The organism is Actinotignum schaalii (assembly GCF_028864145.1).
Classification (GTDB): Bacteria; Actinomycetota; Actinomycetes; order Actinomycetales; family Actinomycetaceae; genus Actinotignum; species Actinotignum schaalii_B.
In genome coordinates this window covers 1-24,454 of the sequence record NZ_JARBHJ010000031.1, presented here as the reverse complement: position 1 = coordinate 24,454, position 24,454 = coordinate 1, and the positions used below count along the sequence as shown (strand labels likewise).

Annotated in this window: 15 protein-coding genes and 1 tRNA gene; 6 read left to right on the top strand and 10 right to left on the bottom strand. The window is 62.3% G+C overall.

The window, feature by feature from the left end:
• The first annotated feature begins 246 nt into the window (after nucleotides 1–246).
• Together PWJ82_RS07455 and PWJ82_RS07450 are read left to right on the top strand one after the other, a co-directional pair.
• Nucleotides 247–1,770, top strand: a complete 1,524-nt coding sequence (locus PWJ82_RS07455) for an MFS transporter (RefSeq protein WP_274736056.1) — start codon at nucleotides 247–249, stop codon at nucleotides 1,768–1,770.
• Entirely contained in the window at nucleotides 1,770–2,804 is a 1,035-nt protein-coding gene (locus tag PWJ82_RS07450; RefSeq protein WP_274732992.1) for an L-idonate 5-dehydrogenase, read from the top strand. Before PWJ82_RS07455 ends, PWJ82_RS07450 begins: the two co-directional genes overlap by 1 nt.
• A gap of 820 nt (nucleotides 2,805–3,624) precedes the next feature.
• On the opposite strand, the gene PWJ82_RS07445 is transcribed toward PWJ82_RS07450, so the two are convergent.
• The 9 genes from PWJ82_RS07445 to PWJ82_RS07405 all read right to left on the bottom strand — a co-directional run bounded on the left by PWJ82_RS07445 (nucleotide 3,625) and on the right by PWJ82_RS07405 (nucleotide 14,440).
• Complete coding sequence (locus tag PWJ82_RS07445) at nucleotides 3,625–5,022, bottom strand: N-acetylglucosamine-6-phosphate deacetylase (RefSeq protein WP_274732993.1); 1,398 nt, start codon at nucleotides 5,020–5,022, stop codon at nucleotides 3,625–3,627.
• Nucleotides 5,023–5,793, bottom strand: a complete 771-nt coding sequence (locus PWJ82_RS07440) for a glucosamine-6-phosphate deaminase (protein ID WP_016441966.1) — start codon at nucleotides 5,791–5,793, stop codon at nucleotides 5,023–5,025.
• A 100-nt stretch (nucleotides 5,794–5,893) separates the two neighbouring features.
• Complete coding sequence (locus PWJ82_RS07435; RefSeq protein ID WP_016441967.1) at nucleotides 5,894–6,568, bottom strand: N-acetylmannosamine-6-phosphate 2-epimerase; 675 nt, start codon at nucleotides 6,566–6,568, stop codon at nucleotides 5,894–5,896.
• Between the two features lie 137 nt (nucleotides 6,569–6,705).
• Entirely contained in the window at nucleotides 6,706–7,794 is a 1,089-nt protein-coding gene (locus tag PWJ82_RS07430) for an ROK family protein (RefSeq protein ID WP_274732995.1), read from the bottom strand.
• A gap of 9 nt (nucleotides 7,795–7,803) precedes the next feature.
• Nucleotides 7,804–8,724: a dihydrodipicolinate synthase family protein gene (locus PWJ82_RS07425; protein WP_016441969.1), complete on the bottom strand. Its 921-nt coding sequence runs from the start codon at nucleotides 8,722–8,724 to the stop codon at nucleotides 7,804–7,806.
• A gap of 4 nt (nucleotides 8,725–8,728) precedes the next feature.
• Nucleotides 8,729–9,601 (bottom strand): ABC transporter ATP-binding protein, encoded by an 873-nt coding sequence (locus PWJ82_RS07420; protein ID WP_016441970.1) that lies wholly within the window; start codon nucleotides 9,599–9,601, stop codon nucleotides 8,729–8,731.
• Nucleotides 9,602–9,617: 16 nt separating this feature from the next.
• A complete protein-coding gene (locus tag PWJ82_RS07415) occupies nucleotides 9,618–11,717 on the bottom strand; it encodes a dipeptide/oligopeptide/nickel ABC transporter permease/ATP-binding protein (RefSeq protein ID WP_425536593.1) in 2,100 nt (699 codons plus the stop codon).
• A complete protein-coding gene (locus PWJ82_RS07410; RefSeq protein WP_016441972.1) occupies nucleotides 11,717–12,673 on the bottom strand; it encodes an ABC transporter permease in 957 nt (318 codons plus the stop codon). Before PWJ82_RS07410 ends, PWJ82_RS07415 begins: the two co-directional genes overlap by 1 nt.
• 165 nt (nucleotides 12,674–12,838) lie before the next feature.
• Nucleotides 12,839–14,440 (bottom strand): ABC transporter substrate-binding protein, encoded by a 1,602-nt coding sequence (locus PWJ82_RS07405; RefSeq protein WP_274736055.1) that lies wholly within the window; start codon nucleotides 14,438–14,440, stop codon nucleotides 12,839–12,841.
• A 326-nt stretch (nucleotides 14,441–14,766) separates the two neighbouring features.
• On the opposite strand from PWJ82_RS07405, the gene PWJ82_RS07400 reads away from it, so the two are divergent.
• Complete coding sequence (locus tag PWJ82_RS07400) at nucleotides 14,767–15,762, top strand: FadR/GntR family transcriptional regulator (RefSeq protein WP_274736054.1); 996 nt, start codon at nucleotides 14,767–14,769, stop codon at nucleotides 15,760–15,762.
• Nucleotides 15,763–16,319: 557 nt separating this feature from the next.
• Nucleotides 16,320–21,629, top strand: a complete 5,310-nt coding sequence (locus tag PWJ82_RS07395) for an exo-alpha-sialidase (RefSeq protein WP_274736052.1) — start codon at nucleotides 16,320–16,322, stop codon at nucleotides 21,627–21,629.
• A 150-nt stretch (nucleotides 21,630–21,779) separates the two neighbouring features.
• Here the strand turns inward: PWJ82_RS07395 and PWJ82_RS07390 are convergent, their stop codons facing one another.
• On the bottom strand, nucleotides 21,780–22,919 hold the full coding sequence (locus PWJ82_RS07390; RefSeq protein ID WP_274733001.1) for a sialidase family protein: 1,140 nt from the start codon (nucleotides 22,917–22,919) through the stop codon (nucleotides 21,780–21,782).
• A 478-nt stretch (nucleotides 22,920–23,397) separates the two neighbouring features.
• Here PWJ82_RS07390 and PWJ82_RS07385 point away from each other — a divergent pair, with 478 nt between their 5' ends.
• Both PWJ82_RS07385 and PWJ82_RS07380 read left to right on the top strand, forming a co-directional pair.
• Nucleotides 23,398–23,976: a GNAT family N-acetyltransferase gene (locus PWJ82_RS07385; protein WP_016441977.1), complete on the top strand. Its 579-nt coding sequence runs from the start codon at nucleotides 23,398–23,400 to the stop codon at nucleotides 23,974–23,976.
• A gap of 122 nt (nucleotides 23,977–24,098) precedes the next feature.
• A tRNA-Ser gene (locus PWJ82_RS07380) sits at nucleotides 24,099–24,186 on the top strand.
• The last annotated feature ends 268 nt before the right edge of the window (nucleotides 24,187–24,454 follow it).

Below are 24,454 nucleotides of genomic sequence, written 5' to 3'. Positions count from 1 at the left end.
AGTTTCGCGTACGCCAGTGCTGCGCTGTGACTACCGCGAGCGCCCCGCTCACACCCCGTTGGCGTATCGCTATTCGAAATCTGCATATGACATATCGAAATATCGCCGCCTCGCGCGCGTGATTTTGGCGTATTCCCGCCGCGATACTGAAACCATCGGAGCTCGCTTATCCATCCGGCTATCCGCTCGGAAAGCAGCTTCTTATCAGTTAACACAACGAAGTGAAAGATGTGGAAGGCACCCGTCATGTCCAAACAACACCCGCCGGGGACTGTAACCGCCCCGGTGCCCACGCGCTCAACCTCCGACCTTGTCAAAGCCGCGGTTTCCGGTTGGCTCGGAACAGCTCTCGAATTCATGGACTTCCAGCTGTACTCCCTGGCCGCCGCGCTCGTCTTTAAAGACATTTTCTTCCCCGCTGGCCACCAGTCCATGGCCATCCTCGGGGCCATGGCCATTTACGGCGTGGGCTACGTGGCCCGCCCGCTCGGCGCCTGGTACTTCGGACGACTCGGCGACCGTATCGGCCGTACGAAAGTCCTCTTTATTACCATCGCCATGATGGGCGTAGCCACCACCCTTATCGGATTCCTCCCCACCTACCAGGTGGTTGGTATTTGGGCGCCGATCATGCTGGTGATCCTGCGGCTCATCCAAGGCTTCGGAGCGGGCGCGGAAATCGCCGGGGCCTCGGTGATGCTGGCCGAATACGCCCCGCGGGAACGGCGCGGCATTATTTCCTCGCTGGTGGCCCTCGGCACCAATACCGGCACCCTCGGAGCCGGCGCAATTTGGGCAATCATGCTCGCCACTATGGGAACGGATACCGTGGTTGCGTGGGGCTGGCGTATCCCCTTCATTGCCTCGGTTGTGCTCATGGGTCTGGCCGTGTTTATCCGGCTTCATCTCAAGGAGTCGCCCGTTTTCGAAGCGGCTACCAGCGGCGAAGTTTTGGACGACGCCGCACTCGTGGCCACCTACGACCAGCCACTTCCCTCGCGCGCCGAGCGGAAGGCCGCCGCGGCCGAAGCTGCCGAAGCTCGCGCGGCCGCAGCCTCCCAGCGTGAAGCTGCCGTGGAAGAACTCGCCAAGACCCCGAAGTCTTTCAAGGCTTTCATGGCGGCCTTCGCCCTGCGCTTCGGCCAGTCCGGCAACTCCGGCATGGTGCAGACCTACCTCATTACCTTCCTGACCGCCCAGATCCTGGTGGCCAAGGACGTTGCTTCCGCCGTGGTGGTCTACTCCTCGCTGGCCGGCTTCATTACCGTGCCGATTATCGGCTGGATCGGTGATCGCATCGGCCGCGAGCGCACCTACCGCCTGGTCACCGGCCTGGGAATTCTCCTCATTATTCCGTGCTTCCTGCTGATGGTCTCTCCGCGGTTCCTGGGCGAACTCAATGCGCCGGAGCTGGTGGACGGGCAGATGGTGGACCATTACGGTACTCCCACGCTGCTGTTCTTCATCGGATACATCGTGCTGCACAACATTACCGTGCTGGCCATGTTCTCCCTGGAAAACATCACCATGGCCGAATGCTTCGGCTCCGCGCACCGTTACGAGCAGCTGGCACTCGCCAAGGAAATCCCGAATATGATCACCGCCGGTTTCGGCCCGCTCATTGCGGCTGGCTTGGTGCAGCTCTTCGGCGGTTCCTGGATTGCCTGCGCGATTCTCATGTTCGTTTACACCGGGGTCACCCATATCACCGCGTGGCTCATGCCCGAAATCACCGGGCGCGACCTCACCGTCAAGGAGGATGCATTCTAATGAAGGCTGTACAAGTTCGTACCGATACCCCCAAGCAGATCCATATCACCGAAATTCCCGATCCGGTTGCCGGCGCTGGCGAAGTGCGCGTGCGCATGGAATGGGGCGGAATTTGCGGCTCCGACCTGTCCTACTGGAAGAACGGCGCCTCTGGAACCGCGATTATGCGCGAGCCGCTCATCCTCGGCCACGAAGTTGCCGGTGTGGTGGACCAGGTTGGCGAAGGTGTTGCTGGAGTTGAGGTGGGCCAGCGGGTGGCGATCTACCCGCCGACCCTCGTGGGCGAGCACGATATTCCAGAAAGTACCCGCGGGAAAGATAATCTCTGGCCGGAAGTCCGCTACTTTGGCTCCGCCGCTTTCTTCCCGCACGAACAGGGTGGTTTCTCCACTTACCGCGTGGTGCGCCCCGATCAGCTGCGTGTCTTGCCGGAGAACGTTTCAACCAAAGAAGGCGCCGTCGCCGAACCGCTGGCGGTGGCTATGCATGCCGTGACCTTAGCCGGGGATCTTTCCGGGAAGCGGGTGCTGGTCAATGGTGTGGGCCCGATCGGAGCACTAGCCGTGGCCGCCGTGAAATTCGCCGGCGCACGTGAGGTCATCGCTTCCGATGTGTCCGCGGAATCCCTGCGGGTTGCGAGCGCGATGGGCGCGACCCGCACGGTGAACCGCAGCGCCGGTGAGGTGCTTCCCGCCGACGTGGACGTGACCATCGAAGCCTCCGGTGCCGCCGTTGCTATCGGCGATTGCCTTATGGCTACCGTGCGTGGCGGCACCATGGTACAGGTGGGCAACCTGCCCGCCGGCGAAGTTTCCGTGGTGCTCGGGCAATTGGTCACCCGCGAAATCACGTACCGGGGTTCGTATCGGTTCAACCCGGAGTCCATGGATGCCGCGATTGATGCGATGGCGCGCGGACTGGACGTTTCGCCCGTGCTCACGCACGAATTTAAGATCGACGACGCCGCGGCTGCTTTCGCCACCGCCGATGACCGGTCCACGGGATCGTCCAAGGTGATGCTCCAGCTGAGCTAACCGGAGCAGGTCGGTTTGGCTGGGCGATGCACTCTCGCCCGGCCAATCCGGCCTTGTTACGAGGCGGCGAAGGGGCACGGACTTACGGGTCCGTGCCCCTTTTCCGTGCTCTTTTCTAGGGCTTTTTCCGAGCCCTTTCCGCAACCACAAAGCACAACCTCACGACAGCGAGCCGCGCAGGGTGCAACCTGATGACATCGAAACAATTTCTTACTGTAGTTGCCGTTGCACTTTGATTTCGAGAAGCCTCAGCGACCGGCCCGCGCGAATCTCACAGGCCTCACGAACCCCAATAGTCACACCAGCACCTGGGGAGGGGGCATGTGGTGTCCGAGCTGTAGTGCATATGTCGTACATGCGAAGTACACCTCGGAAAAACACACCTGCCTCCCGCCGGGGCGGTGAACCGGCGGGAGCCAAAGTGTGTATTCCAGACAGCGCATCCCGCGTAGTGTGCGTATGGAACACGAAATCGCTTCGAAACGGTGCTCTTACGCACACTTCATTTCGGGACCTCCGGGGCTAACCCGCTGTCACCAGCTGCTGCCCAGCAAAGTGGTACTCCACGACAGAAAATCGGGCGTTGGCTGTAGCTCCAGTACCACTTTGTTTTTGGGACTTCGACGGAGCGAAGAAAGCGGGGCGCGGGCCTGAGCCCGCGCCCCGTGGAGAGGGGCAGGATCGACACGCCCGATCCTGCCCGAGGGAGGCAGTGAACGCTTCCCGGCTTGTGGTGCTGCCGTGCCCGCACATACTTCCAACGTGGGCCATCGGCACGTTCCGGCGTGGGAACTCCCGGGCCCGGCATGGAACCCGATGCTTAGGAGTGGGAAATTTCCACTCCCTCGCGGACAACCGCCAGCGGGGTCATCGCCTCATTCCAGGCGACAAGATTGACCGGCTTGCCCGGGGTGAAGTCCACCGTGACTCCGGGAGCATCCCAGGCGCCACCGGCGTAGACCGGTCCGGCCACCGTGGCCCGCACCAGCTGCGGGAGCGTCAGCTTCCCGCGCCCGGCAAAGAGGGCCACCTGATCAGCCAGCACCGAAGCACCGCCAGCCAGAGTATCGGTACCTTCCAAGTAGCAGGCGCCATCGCGCACTTCCACCGCGAGCCCGCCCAGGGTGTACTTCCCGGGAGGCATGCCGGCCGCGGCCAAAGAATCCGTAACGAAGAAAGCCCCGGGAATACCCAGCTGGCCCGCGCCGGCACCCGCGGCGCCCGCCCCGTTTCCGGCACCGTGCACACCTGCGAACCCGGCCCCGAGATCCGGCTCATCAAGGTAGGCCACCACATCCTCAACAAGATCCGGATGCACGTGGTAGCCATCGGCAATCACTTCGGCGCTGATGAAACCGCGCCGCGCCGCCTGAATGTACTCACGGATCGGGCCAGGTGCCCGGTGCGTGAAAGCCGTCATCGCGTTGAAAAGATGTGTGACAGTTTGTGCGGCTTCCTGCCCGACGGCGCTACCGCTGCCATCACCCAGCGCCGCCAACGGCACATACCCGTACCGCCGCGCCACCTCCAGGGTGCGCGCAATTTCGGCCCGGGTAACCGCACCGTCCCCGTGGGAATGCCCCCAGGACGGCTTACCGCCGTACTCAAGCAGCAGCTCGGCAGCCCGCTGGGCCCCTTCCGCTTCCGGGGCAACGGTCATCGTCTTAATCCAGCCACGCCCGGCTTCCAGCCAGGAACGCAGCTCGGCCTCATCCACCGGGCGGATCACCTCGGGATTTTGCGCCCCGCACTTTTCCCGCGAAATGTACGGGCCTTCCAGGTGAATACCGGCTAGCTCCCCGCGTTCGCAAAATGGCACCAGAGCCTCAATCTGCGGCAGCGGATCAGCCAGCGAAACCAAGGAAGCGAACATCGCCGTGGTCCCCCCGCGCTGGTGGGTACGGATCGCGGTAGCGATCTCCTCTTCCGTATAGTTATCCGGGAACGCGAAACCGCCACCGCCGTGGCAGTGAATATCCACGAGACCGGGGGTAATAACATGTGCCCGGCACACGTGCGGGCTATCAGCGCCCAGCCCAAAAGCCTCCGCGGCCCGAGCTTCGATTCCGCGTGATTCCCGCTCCGCAGCCAGCCCCGCGGTTACCGCGGCGGCCTCCTCAGCGGTGAGAACCCGGGCCAGCGTACCGGCGTCGTCGGTCTCAATACCGTACCCAACCTCGCGGCCGTACCCGCTGAGAACGCGCCCCAGATAAAACACTTAGATCATCTCCCAACGCGCACGGTACAGGTCCGTCAGCTTGAGCTGCGCGGCGGCCTCTTCGTCCAGGAGCACGGTGACATCCGGGTGCATCTGAATAATCGTGGCGGGCCAGAAGGCGCTGATGGGGCCTTCGCACAGCTCGCGCACCGCATCGGCCTTATTGGCACCGAAGGCGAAGAGCACCAGCTTCTTCGCTTCCATAATGGTGCCCAGGCCCTGGGTGATGCAGCGGGTGGGGACGGCTGCTTCATCACCGTCGAAGAACCGCGCATTGTCCTTGATGGTCTGCGGGGCCAGCGCCTCCACGTGAGTGCGCGACACCAGCGAACCACCCGGCTCGTTGAAGCCGATATGCCCATCCGCGCCGATGCCAAGGATCTGCAAGTCCACGCCGGCCGCGCCGATCTTGGCGTCATAGTCGGCAGCTGCGGCCTGCGGATCCGGGTTCTGCGCATCGGGAGTATTGAGCCCCTCCTCGGTCAGGCCGGTCTTGTCATCCCCCACCAGGTTGCGGCGCAGCACATTGCGGTAAGATTCCGGATGCTCCGGATCCAGCCCCACGTATTCGTCCAGCGCGAAAGCTTTGGCGCCGGAAAGATCAAATTCGCCGGCCGCGTGGGCTTCGCGCAGCGCCGCGTAGAGGAGATCCGGCGTGGAACCGGTGGCCACCCCGAGTGTCGCCTTCGCGTTCCGCGCGAAAAGATCCTGGATAATACGTGCGCCCTCGCGGGAGGCTTCGTCCGCGGTGGCGAAAATTCCGATATGCATGAGATTCGTCCTTTCCCGGGCGCGTTTCACGTGAAACGCGGCAGTGGTCAGTGCTCGCGGGCCCCGCGTTTCAGTTACGCGCGGGAACCCAATTGAAGTTTTAGTTTTCGACGGCTTCGCGGAACCACGTGGTGATCGTGGTCGGGTGCGTAATAGCAGTTCCGACGACGGCCGCCCAGGCACCGGCTTCCATAACAGCGCGCGCCTGCTCCGGAGTGTGGATACGCCCTTCGCAGACCACCGGGATCTCCGGGAATTCTGCGACCATCTGGGCCAGCAGCTCAATATCGGGGCCGTCGGTCTTCGGGCGGTCCCCGGAGTAGCCCGCCAGGGTGGTTCCGAGGATATGGCAGCCGGCCTTCGCCGCGGCGCGGGCATCATCAATCGAGCCGCAGTCCGCCATGACGAGGGCGCCGTCGTCGAGAAGAGCAGCCACGGTTTCCGCGAAGCTCAAGCCATCCGGACGCGGGCGGGACGTGGCATCGAGCGCCACGATATCGGCGCCGGCGCTGATGCAGGCGCGGGCATGGCGCAGGGTCGGAGTGATGAAAACGCCTTCGTGGCCCTCTTTCCACAGGCCGATGACAGGCACTTCCACCTGGCCTTTAATCGCGGAAATATCCGCCAGGCCCTGGCAGCGAATCGCCGCCGCTCCCCCGCGCTCGGCGGCGAGGGCCATCTGCGCCATCGTTTCGGGGTGGCGCAGCGGTTCGCCCACGTACGCCTGGCAGGACACAACGAGGCGCCCGCGGAGAGATTCGATCATCGGATGCACGATAACTCCTAAGTTATAACGAGAAATGCAGAGTTGTAGTTATGTGGCGCGCTTCGTGCGGCCGGCGCTCCCAGCGCGGCCCGCGCAGCCCGCGGCAAGACAGTTCGGCGCTCCCAGCGCGCCACCCGCACGCCACGCTAACCGGCGGTGTGCAAGAAATGGACGGCCGCGCCGATAAGCGGGGCCTGCGATCCCAGGCTACCCTCCACAATCGGGGTGGCGGCGGTGCCCACCATGGCATCGCGCCGGTAGCCCTTACGCAGCGCCTCCATCCAAAACTCACCCACGTGAATAAGCGAGCCAGACAGGATAATAACGTCCGGGTCAAAGGAATTAGCCAGCCCGCCCAGGGTCTGCCCGAGTGCGAAAGCACCGTCCGTGAACACCTCGCGCGCGAACATATCGCCCGCGTCCACGAGGGCTTTCAGTTCTCGACCTCCCCGCACGACGACGGGGCGCTGCGCGCCCGGGGCCTTCCGGTAGGCACTTTCGGGAACATCGGCGATCCCGGTGAGGGAAGCCGCTGCCGCGGCAGCGTAACTCGCGCCCTCCACGTGCGCTTCGGCTTGGCGCTTGGCGTAGAGGCGGGCCGCCCCACTACCCGAGGCCACTGATTCCACGTGGCCATCGCGCCCGCAGGAGCACACCAATCCGGCGGCATAAGGATGGTGAATATGGCCGAAGTGGCCGGCCACCCCGTGCGAACCGAAAAGGATCCGGCCATCAATAACGGCCGCGCCGCCCAGCCCGGTTCCCACAGCGATAACAAGGGCGGTACGCGCGCCGGCGCCCGCCCCGTACGTTGCTTCCCCGAGGGCGTGCCCGTGCACGTCATTGAGGACCCGCACCGGCAAGCCGCAGCGTTCCGCAAGATGCGGGCCGAGGGGCTGACCGCCCCAGCCGGGCATGGTGTCCGTGGCGGAGGTAATGCACCCGGTCTCCACGTCCACCACTCCGGCGCTGGCGATAGCAATTCCACTCACCGGCGTTCCGGCGGCACTGGCTGCCGCGATCTGGCGTTCCGCGAAATCTGCGATATCCGCCAGCACCCGGGCTCCACCACGCCGCGCCTCGGTTGGAATACTGGCCTCGAGGGAGATGCGCGGGGCATCACCGCCCGGGGCGGTGGCCGCAAAGGTCACCACCGCCCCCGCGATTTTGGTTCCCCCGATATCCAGCCCGAGCAGCGAAAACTCGGAGCCGGGCTGGAACGGTGCTACCTTCATGAGTGCTCCTTAGAGCAGCCCGCAGCTGGCGAGCACGCCGCGAATAGCTTCGACGTTCTCACCTTCGAGGGCCTTGACGGGCCGCGGCATCTGGTTAGAGGCGATAACCCCCAGTTCCTTCATGGCCGCCTTGAAAGCGCCCACGCCAGCGGCGAAGCCCTGCACGCCCTTGGGCACCATGACGATGCGCATGAGATGGGCAAGCTCGTCCTGCAATTCAGCAACGCGCTTCCAGTCCCCGGCCTGCGCGGCATCCCACTGCTCCACGTAGGGGCGCGGTGCCACATTGGCCAGGCCCGGAACGGATCCGTCCGCCCCGCCCATGTAGGCGCCATCCACAACCACTTCGTGGCCCGTGAGGATATTGAGAGGGTTACCGGCGGCCTTGTTCTCCTCCAGCAGGAAGCGGAAGTTAACGTCGTCGCCAGAAGAATCCTTAACACCGGTCAGCACGCCTTCGCGCCCCAACCGCATGAGCAGGTCAATGGAGAGCTTCTTGTGCACGCACACCGGGATGTCGTAGGCGAAAAGCGGCAGGTCCACGGCATCGCGGATGTAGCGGAAGTTCGCTTCAATTTCCGCTTCCCCACCCAGCGCGTAGAAGGGCGCAGTTGCGACGATGCCGTCCACCCCGATGGCCTGGGCATCGCGCGCGTGCTCAATCATGCGCTCGGTTTGCATATCGATAATGCCGGCGAGCACCGGAACACGCCCGTTAGCGACTTCCACCGCGGTTTCGAGGATTTCACGACGCCGCGCATCGGTGCTGAACACCACCTCGGAGGTTGAGCCGAGCACGAACAGGCCGTGTACTCCGGCGTCGAGCATCCGGTTGAGCGAGCGTGCGAAAGACTCCTTATCGAGTTCGCGTTCTTCGGTCAGCGGCGTGACTGTCGGGGGGATAACGCCGCGGAAACGAGGATCTGACATGGGACTATGCCTCCAATTTCGGGTGAAGCAGCGAGGGCGCCGCTGCCAATAGGGTTCTCGTGTAGTCATTTTGCGGATTGTGGAGCACGTCCTTGGCGTCTCCCCATTCCACGATCTCTCCGTGATTCATCACCGCGATCTTGTCCGATACGTAACGCACCGTCTGAATATCGTGGGTGATGAAAACCATCGCCAGCCCCAGATCCCGCTTGAGATCGGTGAGCAGGTTGAGGATCTGGGCGCGCACGGACACGTCCAAGGCTGAGGTGGGTTCGTCCGCGATGATCGCGTCCGGGCCCACGGCCAGCGCACGGGCAATAGCCACACGCTGACGCTGTCCACCGGAGAGCTGCCCGGGCAGCGCGTCAAGCGCCGATTGGGGCAAGCCCACCATGCCGATAAGGTCTTCCACGCGGCCGTAGCGTTCCTCGCGAGTGCCGATCTTGTGGACCGTCATCGGGTCGAGGAGCTGGTCACGTACGGTCATACGCGAGTTAAGCGCCGTGGCCGGATCCTGGAACACCACCGAGACCACGCGGCCGATATGGCGGCGCTGGGCAGCGGTACGTTTCGTGACTTCTTCACCCTTGAAAAATACCTTGCCGCCGGTGGGGGACTGGAGTCCGCACATCACGTTCGCCGTCGTCGACTTACCGGAACCGGATTCGCCAACGAGACCGATGGTCTGGCCGGGCATCAGGGAAAGGTTGACGCCGCGCACGGCGCGCACCTTATTCGGATTGAAGATGGAACCGGTACGGGTGCGGAAGGTGACGTCAACGTCGCGCAACTCGATAATCGGTACATCGGAAAGGGTAGGCCGGTCCGCTACGGACGCACCGGCAGCGTGACGAGCTTCGGTATCCAGAGTTGTCATGATCTTTCCTCCTTCGTCACTTCTGGGCATCCGGGCCGGCTGCGCCATCGGCGGCTTCGCCAGCAGTGTGAGCTGCGGCGCCGGTAGCGGTCTCGGCAGCGCTGGACGCGCGCAGCGATTCCTTGGGCACCAGGTTGGTGGTGGCCGGGTCCGGAGCGTCGGGCTGGGCGGCGTAGAAGTGCCACGTCTCGCCCACACGTTTCATAATCGGGCGGGTGTCCAGGCCCACCGTCGGATGCGAGGACCGCGGGGCGAAACGATCGCCCTTCGGGAAGTCGCGCGGCGAGGGAACCGTGCCGGGCACCTGGTGGAGCCGGCCGGCGCCCGCTTCGATGGAAAGCACGGAACCGAGCAGACCGCGAGTGTATTCGTGGTGCGGGTCGGTGAGCAGTTCCTTCGTGGATGCCTGCTCCACAACCTGACCGGCGTACATGACGGTAATCGAGTGGGCCACTTCGGCAACGAGCGCCAGATCGTGGGACACGAAGACCATCGCGAAGCCGAGTTCCTTGCGCAGGCGGTTGAGAAGCTCCACCACCTGGGCCTGAACCGTCACGTCAAGCGCGGTGGTCGGTTCGTCCGCGATCACCAGCTTCGGGTCACGGGTGAGCGCCATGGCGATAAGCACGCGCTGGCGCTGGCCACCGGAAAGTTCGTGCGGGTAGGACTCCAGGGTCCGCTTGGGATCCAGGTCCACCAGCTCGAGGAGCTCTTCGGCGGTGCGGGTGCCCCCGCGGCTGGTCAGCTGCTTCATCTGTGCCTTGATGAGCATGGACGGGTTGAGGGAGGACAGGGCGTCCTGGTAAATCATCGCGATCTCATGCCCACGCAGCTCGTTGTGCTGCTTGGGGGTGAGCTCGAGGAGGTTCTGCCCGTTGAACATAATCTCACCGCTAATATCGGCGGACTTATCGAGCAGGCCCATAATCGCCAGGGAGGTAATGGACTTACCGCACCCGGATTCACCCACGAGACCCATCGTCTCACCGGCGCGCACATTGAAGGACACGTGGTCCACCACGTTGACATCGCCGTGGCGCGGGAACTTGATGCACAGGTCGCGCACTTCGATAACCGGGGCCTCCTGCGAGGTGGGTTCGAAGCGGTCGGTACGCCGTTCTTCTGCTTGGCGCAGTTCCTCCAGGCGCTGGACCAGTGCATCGTGCTGGGCGGCGTAAGCGGCCACCGGATCCACGAGGAGGCGGTCCTCTTCACGCTTGGCGTTCGCGTCCACGTTATCGGGAACGGCCGCGGCCTTGGGGGCCGCCACCATGGCGTCCGTGAGACCTTCGGAGAGGATGTTGAGGCAGAGCACCGTGATCATAATGGCCAGGCCCGGGAAGAGCGCCTGCCACCACCGGCCCAGGAGCACGCCGCCGCGAGCGTCGGCGAGGATATTACCCCAGGTGGGTGTGGGTTCGGCGATGCCGGCCTGGATGAAGGACAGCGAGGCTTCGAAAACAATAGCGTCGGCCACGAGCACGGTGGTGAACACCATGACCGGGGCGATACAGTTGCGCGCCACGTGCTTGATGAGGATCCAGGGAGCCCGCGCGCCGGAAACGATGACCGCGCGCACGTAATCTTCACCGTATTCGCTCATAACATTCGCGCGCACCACGCGGGTGATCTGCGGAATGTAGAGGAAGCCGATCGCCATGATGATGACGGGCAGGGTATTGCCGAATACCGAGACGAACACCGCGGCCAGCGCGATGCCGGGGAAGGACATGATGATGTCCATGCAGCGCATGATCACTTCGGAGATCCACTTGCGGGAGACCGCCGCCAGCGCACCGAAGATCGCACCGAAGAAGAGCGCGAAAGCGGTAGCGGCGAAGCCGATAACCAGCGAGTAGCGGGCACCGTAGATCATACGGGAGAGAATGTCACGGCCCTTTTCGTCAGTACCGAAGAGGAAATCACCATTCGGTGCCTGGCGGGCAACTTCAATTGCCTGCGGGTCGTGCGGAGAAATAAGGGGTGCGAAAACGGCCGCGAGGGCAATGAGCACCAGAACGACGACGCACAGCTGGGCGCCGCGGGTCATATTGCGGAAACGCTTGAACCGGACACCGGGGCGTTCCATCTTTTCCGTGAGTTTACGCCTCATGATTAGACCTCCCGGATACGCGGGTTGATCAGCACGTAAAGCATGTCAACCACAATATTGACGACGATGAAGGCCAAGGCCACCACGAGGACCACGCCCTGCACCAGGAGGGGGTAGTTCTGCTGGACGCCTTCGAGGATAGCCATACCCATGCCGCGCATGTTGAAGATAACTTCAATAACCACAGCGCCACCCATGAGGTAGCCGATACGTAGACCGAGCACGGTCACCGGGGAGATAAGGGCATTGCGCAGCACGTTGCGGGAAACCACCACGCGCTTGGGGATACCTGCACCGATAGCGGTACGCACGTAGTCCTTATCGAGTTCCTCCACCATCGAGGTACGAATAACACGGGTGAGGGAACCGGCCACCGGGACACCCAGGGCGATAGCCGGCAGCGCCATGCGCGCCAACCAACCGGCCGGGTCTTCACTGAAAGCCGGGAGCGCGCCGGATGCCGGAAGCAGAGGCATATTGACGGAGAACGCCAGGATCATAAGAACGGCCAGCCAGAAGGAAGGCGTTGCGATGAAAGCGATGGAGAAGACGCGGATGATCTTGTCGGGCCACTTGTCGCGGTAGAGCGCGGCAATGACACCGAAGACGAAAGCGAGAATAACGGCGATAATAAGGCCGAGGAAGGTCAACTGCATGGTGATGGGGAAAGCCTCACCCACGCGCTCGGCCACCGAAGCTTGGTTGGCGCCGTACGTGCCCAGGTCGCCCTGCACGAAGTTGACGAGGAAGTTCCAGAACTGAGCGAGCCAGGGATCATTGAGTCCCATGGCCTGACGGTAGGCTTCCAAAGCTTCTTCAGATGCCCCTTCACCGAGGGCCGAATAGGCCGGATCGATCTTAGAGAAGGACATCAGGAAGAAGACGAGGAAGGCAACGCCCAGAACCATGATCGGAAGCACCAACAGGCGGCGCCCGATGAGTCTGAGAAGGTTGTTCACTGCAATATCTCCTCGGGGCTGCGGCGCCCCGCGTTGACTATTTGAGGGAGTATTTGGGCAAAGCTCGGGCCGGGGGTGGGGTTTACACCACCCCCGGCCCTCGCATTACCGTGTGTTCTTTGAACCAGCGCCGCGCGTGTCGTCAGCGCTGAGTCACGCGATTATTTACTTTCCAGCCGCGGCGCCAGCGTTGATGAAATCAAGGCCGGTCGTCGAGATCGGGGAGAAGTTGGTGACCTTGTCCGGGTAGTACGCGGTCAGCATCTGACGGTGGAAGAGCGGGTAGAGCGGAACTTCTTCGGATACCAGATCGAAGGCCTTGTTCCATTCCTGCTGCTGGGCGTCGCCTTCAAGGGTGACAGCCTTATCCATGTACTGGTGCAGTTCCTTGAACTTCTCGGAGCCACCCCACTGGGTGCGCTTCTTGGTCCAGGTGTTATCGCCGTACCACCAGCTGAGCAGGAGGTCGGGGTCCTGACCGAAGACCGAGGGATCGCCGGGGGCGAGAGCAACATCGAAGGTCGGGTTATCGACGTCCAGGTTATTGGCGTAGAGCGCCGAGGAAGCCTGGGATTCGATGGTCGCGTTGATACCAACGGCAGCCAGATCGTTCTTGATCTGCGGAGCCAGTGCGGTGATCCACGGGTGATCGGTGGTCAGCAGCTTGATGTCGAGGTTCTCAACACCGGCCTCCTTGAGCAGTTCCTTGGCCTTCTCAGGGTTGTACTTGTAGACCGTGGAAGCTTCGTGGAAGTTCGTATGGCTCTCCGGGAGGAAGGACTTGGCGGCCTTCGCATTACCCGAGAGCGCGTTGGAGATCAGCTTCTCAGTATCAACAGCGTAGAAGAATGCCTGGCGCACCTTGTTGTTATCAAGCGGAGCCTTCTTGGTGTTGAAGAGCAGGAAGGGCAGGTTGAAGCCCTGAACCGCGTCAATCACACCGCCGGCACCCTTGATAAGAGCTTCGGCATCGGCCGGGGCCGCTTCGATAACATCCACGGTGCCCTGCTGGAAGGCGGTGGTACGAGCGGTATCGTCCTTGAGGATCTCCCACTGCATCGCTTCCGCGGTGGCCGGGAACTGCCCGTTGTAGTTCTCATTCGGGGAGAACTTGATGTGGGCGCTGGTGATCTCATCGTACTTCCACGGGCCGGTACCCACGGGCTTCGAGGTGAGCTCATCATCGCTCATCGAGGCGGGAACGATCTTGACGAGAGCCAGGCGCTCCTTAACCAGCGAGAAGGGATGCTTGAGGTTGATGGTGACAGTCTTGTCATCCTTCTTCTGCACGTTGTCAATGAAGCTGAGCATCGGCAGGTAGATATTGCCCTCAGCGGTGGACCGCTCGAAGGACTTGACCACGTCGTCTGTGGTTACCGGGGTACCATCCGAGAACTTCGCGCCATCACGCAGCGAAACTTCGTACTGGGTATCGGTCACCTTGGTGGGAGCATCTTCCTTGGCCAAGGCGCGGTAGGGCTTGTAATCGTGGTAATCCAGTTCGTACAGGCCCTCCACCACGTGCATATTCGCGCCGGTTGCCAGCGCGGACGAGGTGGACGAGGGATGGTAGTTATTGGATTCGTAGGCGGCCGCCGCGCGAATGGTGCCACCCTTTGCCGGCTGTCCCGAGGGAACTGCGGCCTTCTCGGGTGCATCTCCACCGCTCTTGCCGGTGTCAGATCCACCGCCACCGCAGCCGGACAGCGCCAGCACACCAGCGGCCAGCACGGCCGTGGCCTTGGCGCCCCACTTCATGCGTGTCATTGAAGTGTCCTCTCCTTTGAGTTCTTCCGGAAATTCACTGCCGAATTTCCGCTATTTTTTCGCGTGCGACAACCATCTTTAGCGTCGCGTACCTATGACTTTAGATTGTCTGACAACTTTGTGCAAGGCCGGCCGTTGCCTTGTGAGCAAACTGTGACCAATTTGTGATGAACCTGGAAAGCGGGAGGGGATCCGGGCGCCGGTGGCGGCGTCGTCGTGCCACCCCGCACATAACGAAAGCGCACGAAAACGGGCGTAACGTGACACAATTCAATATTCACACGCACATCTTTTGAAAACACCCATTTTCCGATACCTTAGGTGTCATGATGCCCGACGACGCGCAGTCACATGCCACGCAGGGCGCTATGCGGGCCACCGGCGGCCACACCCGTTCCGGCTCGGATCGCGCCGATTTGGTCATGGACGCTTTGAAACAGCGAATTATTGAAGAACGCCTGCAACCCGGCGCGAAGCTTCCCACCGAAGCAGAGCTGTGCCGGGAACTTGGAGTGTCACGCTCCTCGGTGCGCGAGGCGCTGTCGAAGCTGGCCGCGCTGGATATCGTCACCTCGCAGCGCGGGAAGGGCACCCAGGTGGCGAATATGTCCCTTTCCCCGCTGGTGGAGTCCTTGTTGCTGCGCTCCTCCGCGCGCGCCGGAGCGGGCACGGGCGCGGTGGAAAGCGTTGCTCAGCTGCGCGAATATCTGGATCTGGGGATGGCGGAAGGCGTGGTGCGGGCACTGTCGGGCACCCATCACGATAACCTGCACGAGATCGTGGCGCGGATGACCGAAAAAGCGCTGCGCGGGGAAAATTTCCAGCACGAAGATATTGAGTTCCACATTGCGATGACGTCCGCGCTTGATAACGAGGTGGCGCTAGAGATGGTGACGGCGCTGTGGGTGGTGCACTCTATTGCGCTGCGCGATTTAAACGACGACGTCGATGAACTTCTCCTCGAAACCGCTCAGGCGCATAAACGTATTATCCAGGCCGCCGAAGATGGCGATATTTTCGCGTATCGCGGGGCGGTCATTGACCACTACCGGCCCCTCAATATGATTATTGACCGCCATGAAGCAGCTCAGCAGCACGCGAATTCCGGGGGTTCCGGGGGTAGCGCGGAAAGCACGCCCGGGGAGTGCGGGGATCCGGAAGCGGCGCCGGCGGCGCTTACCGCTCAGGCCGCTGCCCAGCAGCGCGAGGCTGAGCGGGCCGTGCGGGCCGAGCGGGCTGCGGATATTGCCGCGCGGGCGCAGCGAGCCGCCTCCTTTGCCGATATTGCAGATCCAACGTCGCGGGTTTCCGGGGTGTTGTGAGGCGGGATTCGCATTTTGTCCACGGCTCCCAAAGCTGGCTAGAATATACATAATCGTTCAGCCCGCCTCGACTTCGGTCGAGGCGGGCTGGATCTCTGTTTGCGGCCAGTAGCCCGAGTGCCCTCCGCCCGCACGCTTTTATCCTTCAGTTCCAAACTAAAAATTATGGCGTGAGCCAGAATCATTGTTTCGGCATTCCCATCCCGATAGGCTTGTAGCGGAGCCCCGGTGGAGCGCTATCTGGCCATGTCGGATATTCTTACCGTGGCATTGAACTGCTTTGCGGAGCTACGTGCCGACTGCGCTGCGCCGTCGTACCGAAACGCGGAGAAATAGACCCGCCACGGCCGCGACATCCACCAAAACAACGTTCCACAGCATGACCACAACGTCGTTCTGCATGCCCGAAACGCTGTTTTATGCGGCCGGAACGCTGTTCCACTAGGCAGTGTTGTCTGACAATACTTTCCAAGCGCGGAGTTGCTGTGCTATTTTCGTTGTTGTCTGACAATAGCGTCAGACGAGACGATGATGTCTGCCAGAAAGGTAACAGCACAATGTCAACTCCTCGCGCCCGGCGTGGGTGGAGTGCATTCGTGGCACTGTCAGCCACGGTTGCTCTCACGGTCACGCCGTTGACAGCGTGGGCCAGCCCGGGGGAAACGCCCCCGCAGCCCGAACCTCAGGCAGCGGAAGTCCTCGAGACTGCGCAGCCGCCGGCCCTCACTGCTGACGAATTAGAATCAGGCACGTCAAGCGCTCTCGCCGCGGAGAGCACGCCAGAAAACAGCGAAACGGCAACCGACCCTACTAACAGAGCCGCCGAAAGCACCGCAGCTTCGGAGGCGGAAAATACCGCGAACGCCGCGAACTACATGTCGCTCACCCTTGAACGAACCGATGACAACGGGAATGAGCTCCGCATCGGCCAAAAGATGACGTTCGCAATTACCTACACGAACCACTCGAAGCGAAACATCACGGCGTTCCCGTACCAGTCGAATCTCAAGGGTGTTCTCACCAATGGAACACCGAATTGCCGCTGGGCCAATCTCAAGCCCGGCGAAACCAAAGGCTGCACGAAGGTTACCTACACGGTGACAGCCGAAGATGCAGCGACCGGCACCTTCACCCCCTTCGTGGAATTCCGCGCCACCGAAGATCGCAACGGCACAAAAGTCCTCCAGGAAGGTATCCGCCAGGAACTGGCCCCGGTAACCCTCATTAACGAGCAGGCCCCGAAGGAACCGGACCCGGCCACCATCCCCACCGAGCGCAAGGATATGGAGACCGTGCGCCTGGCACGCGCGGGCGATAAGGAAGACTACTGCTACCGTATTCCGGCTCTCACACAGGCGAATAACGGTTGGATCTTGGCCGCGTACGACGGCCGCCCCGGATCCTGCATGGACTCCCCCAACCCGAACCACATCACCCTGCGTATCTCCAAGGACAACGGGAAATCGTGGACCGAGCCGAAGGAAGTCCTCCAGGGCAAGGGCACCCTTTACAGCCGCGATAAGTACGGCTACTCCGATCCGTCCTTCGTGGTGAACGAAGAAACCGGCCGTATTTTCCTCTTCTCCGTCTTCTCCTATGACAAGCGTTTCCAGGATTCACGCCCGGGCACGGATCCCAAGGATCGCAATGTGCTGCACGCACAGGTGGTCTACTCGGATGACAATGGCGAGACCTGGTCTGAGCCCCGTATCATCACGAACGACATCACTTTCGATAAGGGCATTCGTTCCCGCTTCGCCGCTTCCGGCGCTGGTATCCAGCTCAAGTACGGCAAGCACAAGGGCCGCCTGGTTCAACAGTTCACGATGACCATGCCGAATAACCGCGGTTACGCGGCGGTTTCCGTGTACTCGGATAACAACGGCGAGACCTGGACCCCGGGCCAGCCTGTTTACGGCGGCATGGACGAAAACAAGGTCGTGGAGCTGTCCGACGGCACTCTCATGATTAACTCTCGTTCCTCGGATAATGTGTGGGCCCGCAAGATTGCGTATTCCACGGACGGCGGGGCGACTTACAGCCCCATGCAAATCGATTGGCAGCTGCCTGATCCGCATAACAACGCCTCGATTATCCGCGCCTTCCCGAACGCGCCGCAGGGCAGCGATAAGGCGAAGATTCTGCTTTACTCCTCGTCCTCCGCAGACGGGCGACACAACGGCCTCATCCGCGTTTCTTATGACGACGGCGAAAGCTGGTCGGTGGGCAAGCTCTTCAAGAAGGGCGCTATGGCCTACTCCACGATGTGGGCGATGAAAGATGGCCGCTACGGCATCTTCTTCGAGGGCGATAACAATGACATGCTCTATGCCCACTTTGGCTTCGATTGGCTGAACTCGGTACCGCTCTCCACCACCCCCGAGCGCGTGGTGGTCAACCGCGGTGAAGCGAAGGTGAAGATCAACGTATCTAATCTTGGTAGCACCGCCATCGAAAATCCGGTTATGGCGCCGCTGTGGCTGCCGCGCGGTTGGTCCGCTGAGCAGGTACAGATCGGAAAACTGGAGGCCGGCGAAACCCGTACGGTCTCTATTCCGGTCACCATCGGTAATGATGCTGTCGCGTACGACGACGATATCGGGCTTGACTTCGTTGTGAATGTGGAAGGCAAGGTCGGGGTGAACGCCAGCGCGATTGCCCGGCTGGAGGAACGCGAAGGGGAAACCCCCGCACCCCAGCAGTACATGACCGTGGACTTCGAGCGCACCGATGACGGTGGAGAACCGCTGCGCATCGGCCAGGAACTGACCTTCCGTGTCTCCTACACGAATACCTCAGATCGCACGATCACGGCTTTCCCCTACCAGTCCAACCTCAACCGCTTCCTGACCACCGGCACCCCGAATTGCCGCTGGGGTAATCTGGCGGCCGGAGATACCAAGGGCTGCAATACCATCACCTACAAGGTGACCGCCGAAGATGCCAAGCGTGGCACCTTCACCCCCTACGTGGTCTTCCGCGCCACGGAGGATCGCGAGGGCACGCGGGTGCTTCAGGATAATATCCGTGCCGAGCTGCCCGCCATCAAGGTGATCAACGAGGAGATTGGTAAGCGGCCCGATCCGGCCACTATCCCCACCGAACGTGGGGATATGGAAACCGTGCGCCTCGCGCGTGCCGGGGATAAGGACAACTACTGCTACCGTATTCCGGCCCTCGCCCAAGCGAATAACGGCTGGATCCTCGCGGCTTATGACGGCCGCCCGGATTCCTGCATGGACTCCCCCAACCCGAATCACATCACTCTCCGTATCTCCAAGGACAACGGAAAGTCGTGGACGGCACCGGAGGAAATCCTCCAGGGCAAGGGACATATCCGCGACGCCGATAAGTACGGCTTCTCGGATCCTTCCTTCGTGGTGAACGAAGAAACCGGGCGTATTTTCCTCTTCTCGGTGTTCTCCTACGATGTGCGTTTCCAGGATTCCCAGCCGGGCACCGATCCGGATAACCGGCGGGCCCTGCACGCGCAGGTGGTTTACTCCGATGACAACGGCCAGACCTGGTCGAAGCCGCGTCTCATCACCAAGGACATCACCTTCGATGAGAATATTCGCTCCCGCTTCGCGGCCTCCGGCGCTGGTATCCAGCTCAAGTACGGCCCGCATAAGGGCCGCCTCATCCAGCAGTTCACGATGACCATGCCGAACGGCAAGGGCTACGCCGCCGTCTCCGTCTACTCGGATGACAACGGCGCCACCTGGACCCCCGGCCAGCCGGTCTACGGGAACATGGACGAGAACAAGGTCGTGGAGCTTTCCGACGGCACCGTCATGCTCAACTCGCGGTCCTCGGACGGCATCATGGCCCGCAAGATCGCCTTCTCGAAGGACGGCGGCCAGACCTACACCCCGATGCAGGTTGAATGGCAGCTGCCCGACCCGCGCAATAACGCCTCGATTATCCGCGCGTTCCCGAACGCTCCGGAAGGCAGCGCGCAGGCGAAGATTTTGCTGTACTCCTCGTCGTCCGCGACCTCGCGTTCGAACGGCCTCGTGCGTATTTCGTACGACGACGGACGCACGTGGTCAGTTGGTAAGCAGTTCAAGCGCGGTGCCATGTCGTACTCCACGATGTGGGCCATGGATGACGGCCGGTACGGCATCTTCTACGAGGGCGATAACAACGACATGCTCTACGCGCATTTCACCCTGGATTGGCTGAACTCTCTGCCTGTTTCCGCGGTACCCGCGGAGAACGCCAAGGTGTATCGCGGTAAGTCCACGATTCCGCTATCGGTAACGAATATGGGCAGCGAGGATCTCGCTGGTGTGGTGGCCACCCCCGGTGAGCTGCCCGCCGGGTGGGAAGCCGAAGCCGTGGAGCTGGGCACCCTCAAGGCCGGGGAAACCCGCGTTGTTCAGGTGCCGGTAACCATTGGCGCGAAGGTACTGGCCGGTTCGGGTGATCAAACCATCCCGTTCCGTATTACTTCCGGTGACAAGGTGGCGGCCAATGGCTTCGCCGAGGTCACCCTCATCAATCGCAAGTGCGAATCGCGGCCGGTCTACGTGCCGGGCGTGAAGCTCGCGAATGAAGTGGCAGCAGAAACTACCCGCGAGGATAACGGCACCGATAACCTCTTCGATGGCGATCTCAATACCATCTGGCACAGCCCGTGGAGCTCCACGATCAAGCTGCCGTTGGATATTGATCTGGCACTGCCCCAGGCTGAGAATATCGGCCGGGTGGATGTGCACCCGCGCAGCTTCGGCGGGGATAACGGCCGCATCCGCTCCGCGGAACTGTGGGCCGGTAAGGACGCTGAGAGCGCGGTGAAGATTGCCGAAGGCACCTTCGAGAATTCGCCGGAGCCGGCAACCTTCTTCGTGGACACTAAGGACACCAAGTTCCTGCGCCTGCGCATTACCGGCACCTACGGGCGCACCGCCGATTCCCTGGCCTCCGCCGCAGAAATCGCGGTGTACAAGATGACCGAGGTTTCCGATACCTGCGTGGAGCCGAGCCCCGAACCCGAGCCGACTCCGGGCACCGATCCCACGCCGGGCACTCCCGATCCGAGCCCCAAGCCGGATCCGACGCCCGATAAGCCGGCACCTTCGCCAGAACCGACTCCGGGCACTGACCCGACGCCGGGCACTCCGGACCCGAGCCCCACTCCCAGCCCGGAACCGACACCGGAGCCGAGCGAACCCGCGGTTCCCGAATCGCACGGTAACGCCAACTACCTCTCGAACTCGTGGACATCCACAGTTGCTGACCTCGTCTTCTCCTATGGGCGTGCCGGCGACGAAGTCCTCGTGGGCGATTGGACCGGTGACGGCCGCAAGTCCGTTGCTGTGCGCCGCGGCAACCAGTTCTTCGTGAAGAACTCCCTGGGCGGCGGCAACGCCGACACCGTATTCTCGTACGGCAAGGCCGGCGATAAGGTTGTGGTGGGTGACTGGGATGGCGACGGCAAGGCCACCTTCGCGGTTATTCGCGGCAATAAGGTGTTCGTGAAGAACTCGCTGACCAGCGGCAATGCCGATAGCGTCATCGCTTACGGCAAGGCCAGCGATACCCTCATCTCCGGTGACTGGGATGGCGACGGCATCGCGACCTTCGCGGCGGTACGCGGCAACCAGTTCTTCGTGAAGAACTCCCTGGAATCCGGAAATGCGGACGCTGTCTTCAGCTTCGGCCGCGTGGGCGATGAGGTCATCGTGGGTGACTGGGATGGCGACGGCGTGGACACCGTTGGGGTGCGCCGCGGCAACATCATCTACACCGCCGATGCGCAGGGCAATACCGTGATGAGCGTCGCCTACGGCAAGCCCGGCGATCAGCTCCTCATTGGTGACTGGGATGGCGATGGCATCGACACGCCTGGCGTGCGGCGCTAAGCGCTCCCCATCTCGCTGAAAAAAGCACCTCGCGCTGAGAAGCACCTCGCGGCGCGATAAGCGAGATACAAACCGGGGCCGGGTGGGCTGGATTTCCAGCTCACCCGGCCCCGTTGCGTGGCGTGCCACGCGGCTACGTTTCCGGTTTAGTTAGCGCAGTTCCTCGCCCGGGATCAGGTCCAGGTAGAGCGAGTTCTCGCGTTCAAAAACGACGGCGAGGTTATCCGCGAGCCACACCGCGTCGGAGTAACCGAATTCGCCCGGGCCCAGGGAGCGGAGCAGGCGTCCGGCGTCGTCAATAATAGCGCCGTTCTCCCGCGCGGTATCCGAATGCGGATGGATGAGGACGGTGCCATCTCCGCAGGTGATGAGCTTGGCATTGCAACCCGGATCGGGGAAGTTCAGGGGCTGCGGTTCAGACCAGCTCAGGCCATCGCTCGAGCGTGCCACCACGCGCCCACCGCAACCCTGGAGGCGGATATTCGCGATGACCTCTCCCCCGCATACCTCGAGGGTGGTTTCGTCCAAGCCGGGGGTACCCACCGGGCGGATCGGCTCGGAAATCGCCACAATCTTGCCTGCGCGCACATGCACCACGTAGATAACCGCCTCCCCGCCGCGGTTCGTCACGTATGGGAGAAGCGCGGTATCGCCCAGCAGCGGGGTGGAGCCGGAGGTGGCGAAAAGACCATCGCAACGCAGCTCACTATAGAGCTCATCGTCCACCCGAGTATGGCTCAGAGAATCGAGGCTGGTCCCCCAGGCGATCCAAGCTTCCAGCCGCGGGCCATCAAAGCGGGAGCCGAAATAGCCGATTTCTTCCGAGGCGGCGTAGGCCAGGGTGATGCCGGCATCGTTCCCGGCGGCGGTTGGCGCTGCGGCATCCGCGCCCGTAGCACTGGCTACCGGAGCGCCGGCCACACACGGATCCCCGCACACCGCAGGAGTTCCCGGAACCGGGAGCGGAGCGGAAAATTCAAGGTCCTGCGCGCGCAGCGGCGTGCCCGGCGCGGGGAGCTTGGCGGTGATATAGCAAATACGGTTGGGATTAGGCAGGTCGGCAGCCATTGCCCCACCCAGGTTTTCCCAGTCAAAATCCCCGCTCGGATGCGGGCGTTCATCGAAGAAGACGGTCAGCTGGTTATCCCGATGCAGCACGGCCGGGATGCGGAAATCACGGTCGGCGGTACGGGTGACGAGCGCGCGGGCCGAACGGCCAGCCGCGGCGCCAGCGCTGGGCGCGGTGGCCTGCGCACGATCATTGTGCGGGTCCTTATGTAGAGAAGTCATGGCACCATCCTATGTGGTTGTCAGACTTAATGCCGCGGCCCGGCGCTGGGGCGCCGCCGCTCACGTTTCCGCGGGATAACAGGGCTGGTGGGCGGTAGGCGCGGCGTCGTCGCCCTTCATTCACGGCAGACACGTGCCGGTGGTGCACACCACGTTTTGACAGGGCCGCCGCGCTGTGTAAAATCCTGTGTGCAGCAAGCGAGGCCGGGCGGTACCACCCGCGTTTCCAGCTGTTCGCGTACAGCAACGATACCGATTCTTGACCGTTACTAGAGCTTGCACTGAAGACTTTTCTTGTTTTACGCTAGCGTTCAGCGGCCCATGACCGCGTGACACCCCCGGTGTTTCGTCCGGTACGACGACGCCACCCCCAACCCAACCTAACAGCAGCGCATATTTGCTTCATGCATGCCAAGCGCTGGCTAATTCCTGACCGAATTTCCCCTGTGGGACCGAGTTGCGGAGGACGACGACTCTCATGACCACTCAATTGACTCACCTGACCCGGTGCACGCGTGAGGATATCCCCACCCTCGCCACCATCCGCCGCACCATCGAAGAAACTATGGCCGCCGCAGGTAACAGCCAGTGGCCCCTCGGCTCGCTGCCGGTGTGGAAAATCGCCGAGCAGGTAGACGCCGGCGAATTCTGGGCTTTGCGCGCGGCCGATGGCACTATCACCGCCGCCGTGCGGGCCCTGCATTCCGACCCGCTCATCTGGTTCGATGACAGGCCCGCCCTCTACCTCCACACCCTCATGGCCAATCCGGCCGTTGAGGCGAAGGGCGCCGGGCGGGCGATCCTGGCCGCGATGGCCCAGCTGGCAGTCACCTACGGCTACGACCGGGTGCGCCTGGATTGCGTGGGCCCGCTGCGCGGCTTCTACGCTCGCCAGGGATTTGAGGACACCGGCATGACCCATTCCGGTAACCACTCGGCGGATATGGATGCGCATCTGATGGAGCGCATCCTGCTGCCGGAGTTCACGCCGGTGGGTGAGTTTGGGGCTGTGGGGCAGTTTGGCCCAGAACTTGACGTGGCGGTGCCGGCGGCGTAGGTGGTGGCGCTATAGATAGCACCGCAGCGCTGTTGCATTCCGATTTAGAATCCAGGCGGGTGTGGCAGCGCGCGAAACTAAGCTAAACTTGCCTTTTGCAGCCCGCGTGGGCGGCGCTGCCTGGAGAGTTGTCAGAGCGGCCGAATGAGACGGTCTTGAAAACCGTTGTGCGGCGACCCCGCACCAAGGGTTCGAATCCCTTACTCTCCGCATGCGATCTAACCCTCAGGTCGAGAAATCGGCCTGAGGGCTTAGTTTTTGTTGAGCTGGCGCGGGAAAGTCGGGGAATGGTGGGGCTTGGAACGCTCCCCCGTAGCCACTCTTGACCGGTCTTTAGGGGTACTTACGGGTACTTCGGGGGTACTTTGGGTTAATAGACAAAAATAGTTGCTAATGACGGCGTGTCGTTAGCTCCCGATCCGGCCTTTACGGATGTTTAGACCGTCTTCCCACGGGCGCTCCATGTTGATATGGGTAT

What these genes read in the sequence shown, in the direction of transcription:
- PWJ82_RS07455 (WP_274736056.1), top strand. Translation starts at nt 247, where the DNA reads ATGTCCAAACAACACCCGCCGGGGACTGTAACCGCCCCGGTGCCCACG.
- PWJ82_RS07450 (WP_274732992.1), top strand. Translation starts at nt 1,770, where the DNA reads ATGAAGGCTGTACAAGTTCGTACCGATACCCCCAAGCAGATCCATATC.
- PWJ82_RS07440 (WP_016441966.1), bottom strand. Translation starts at nt 5,793, where the DNA reads ATGCATATCGGAATTTTCGCCACCGCGGACGAAGCCTCCCGCGAGGGC.
- PWJ82_RS07430 (WP_274732995.1), bottom strand. Translation starts at nt 7,794, where the DNA reads ATGAAGGTAGCACCGTTCCAGCCCGGCTCCGAGTTTTCGCTGCTCGGG.
- PWJ82_RS07425 (WP_016441969.1), bottom strand. Translation starts at nt 8,724, where the DNA reads ATGTCAGATCCTCGTTTCCGCGGCGTTATCCCCCCGACAGTCACGCCG.
- PWJ82_RS07420 (WP_016441970.1), bottom strand. Translation starts at nt 9,601, where the DNA reads ATGACAACTCTGGATACCGAAGCTCGTCACGCTGCCGGTGCGTCCGTA.
- PWJ82_RS07405 (WP_274736055.1), bottom strand. Translation starts at nt 14,440, where the DNA reads ATGACACGCATGAAGTGGGGCGCCAAGGCCACGGCCGTGCTGGCCGCT.
- PWJ82_RS07400 (WP_274736054.1), top strand. Translation starts at nt 14,767, where the DNA reads ATGATGCCCGACGACGCGCAGTCACATGCCACGCAGGGCGCTATGCGG.
- PWJ82_RS07395 (WP_274736052.1), top strand. Translation starts at nt 16,320, where the DNA reads ATGTCAACTCCTCGCGCCCGGCGTGGGTGGAGTGCATTCGTGGCACTG.
- PWJ82_RS07390 (WP_274733001.1), bottom strand. Translation starts at nt 22,919, where the DNA reads ATGACTTCTCTACATAAGGACCCGCACAATGATCGTGCGCAGGCCACC.
- PWJ82_RS07385 (WP_016441977.1), top strand. Translation starts at nt 23,398, where the DNA reads ATGACCACTCAATTGACTCACCTGACCCGGTGCACGCGTGAGGATATC.